This window comes from Halorubrum sp. SD626R (assembly GCF_001261915.1).
In the GTDB taxonomy this organism is placed as follows: Archaea; Halobacteriota; Halobacteria; order Halobacteriales; family Haloferacaceae; genus Halorubrum.
Genome location: NZ_CVRT01000079.1, coordinates 1 through 2,001, shown reverse-complemented (window position 1 = coordinate 2,001; position 2,001 = coordinate 1). Strand labels below are relative to the sequence as shown.

Genomic DNA, 2,001 nt, shown 5'->3' with positions numbered 1-2,001 from the left:
ACGCGCGAGGGACGCCGCGAACGCCCGCAGGGCGTGAGCGGCGAGGCTGGGGAGGTGTGAGGTGCGGTTGCTGTGCGGTGCGGGATGGGACTCGAAGGGACAGCCGCGAGGCGGACAGAGGCGACGCAAGCACCGCAGGAGCGAGTGAAACGAGCGACGAGGAGCGCAGCGAGCGTCTGTCCGCCTCGCGGCTGGGGCTTCGGAAGTTGTCACCGATGATCCGCAGTCGACTGCGTACAGCCGAGCGGCTGGGGCTTCAGGGGTAAAAACGGCGTCTGCGCGGCCGACCGAATATAAACAGAGAACGGAGAAACGACGGTGCTTCTCGTAGTAATTGCCTCAGTCCTCGGCCCAGTAGTACAGCTCCTCGCGGGGCGCGTCGCAGTTCGGGCAGTTCGCGGGGAGCTGGTCGCCGATCTCACCCATCTCGCCGCACTCCCAGCAGCGCCACATCACGTAGGCGGTGCCGAACACGTCGCGCGCGTCGGTGAGGCTCAACGACCCCGACCCGGACGGCGACGAGACGTAGAAGCCGTCGTCGTCGACGCCGCGGACGGTTCCGATCTCCTCGCCCGACTCGTCGTACACCGTCTGCCCGATGCTCACGTCGGCGAATACGGGTTCGTCGGTAGCCATGCGTGGGTGTACGCGTTGATTGATTATAAGTGTGGGAGTAGATAGCACGATATGTGGGGGATGTCCGACCACGGATCGACGGGGAACATCCCTATCCCCAGCCGCTTGGCGATACGTGATCGATAACGGACCTGCGGAAACCACCTCCAAAGCCCCAGTCGCAGGGACTCGCGCGGCTCGCTGTGGTCCTCGATCGTTCGCTTCGCTCACGGTCTGCGGTCCTTACGTCGCCGTGCTTCGTCCCCGCGACTGCCCCTTTGAGTCCCACCCACCTGCAACCGCACCGCAGCCTCACGCCTCCCCAGCCTCGTCAGTCGCCGTCGCTTCGCTCCGGCGACTGACTCCCTCGCGCGTGCTGACTCGCGGCCGCCGGGGGCGACCGCTCGCAGGCGCGCGCCACCGCCGTCGCTACGGGCAACGAAGGGGTCACCGACACGAAAGCCGAAAGCCCGTTCGCTCAGGCGACCGGCGTGCGCTCGACGACGGTGCCGTCGACGGTCGGGTACTGCTCGACGATCTCGCCCTCCTGTAGGTCGCCGTCCTCGACCATCTCTTCGAGGAGCCACCACGCGACCTCGACGTGGTTCGACTTCGCGGTGTAGAACTCCTCGGGGACGCCGAGCGCGTCGAAGCGCTCGGGGTCGGCGAACGCCTTCCCGTAGACGAGCGTGCCGTCGTCGGTCACCTCGTCGAACTCGCGCCGGATGTTCTTCGCCATCCGCTTCAGGCGGTTGCGGTGTTGGGCGGCGTCTTTGAACACGGACGTACAGAAGTACACCTTCTCGTGGCTCGCCATCTCCGAGACGATCGCGTCGTCCTTCGACCCCTCGACGGCGGACATGTGGCCGTCCTGCAGCTCGAACCCCTCCTCCTGCATCCGGCGGTAGTTGCCGTCGGACATCTCGAACTCGTTGATGTTACAGAACTCGGCGGCGCCCTCGTCCAGAAAGTCCAGGAACTCCGGCTCCGCGCGGATGCCGGGGATCTCGAAGGCGGGCGTGAGTCCCTCCTCGCGGGCGATGTGGAGGATCTCCTCCCACTCGGTGCCGTGCATGTCGCCCCACATCTCGAGCGGCGGGTGGAAGCGGATCTCGTCGAGGCCCGCCTCCGAGAGGCGGCGCATGTTCTCGCGGCCGCCCGTGATCCCGGTGTAGAGGTGGGTGTGGTGGTCCTCGCCGAACTCGTCTTTCAGCAGTTCGAGGTACCGGCACGTCTTCGCCATCGCCTCCTGCGGCTCGCCGCCGGTGATCGAGGTGCCGAGCGCGCTCATGCGCTTGGCCTCCGCGATCACGTCCTCGTCGGACTCGACCTTCCGCTCGTTGGCGTACACGTCCGTGACGTTCTTCCGGTTCTCTCCGAGGGGGC

At 66.6% G+C, this 2,001-nt stretch carries 2 protein-coding genes; both read right to left on the bottom strand.

All coding sequences use genetic code 11. The features are described from left to right. Window positions 1-339: 339 nt before the first annotated feature. Window positions 340-636, bottom strand: a complete 297-nt coding sequence (locus tag SD626R_RS08930; RefSeq protein WP_092565823.1) for a DUF7130 family rubredoxin-like protein — start codon at window positions 634-636, stop codon at window positions 340-342. A gap of 457 nt (window positions 637-1,093) precedes the next feature. Next, on the bottom strand, window positions 1,094-2,001 hold a 908-nt coding region (locus SD626R_RS08925), incomplete at its 5' end, for a radical SAM protein (RefSeq protein WP_092565821.1).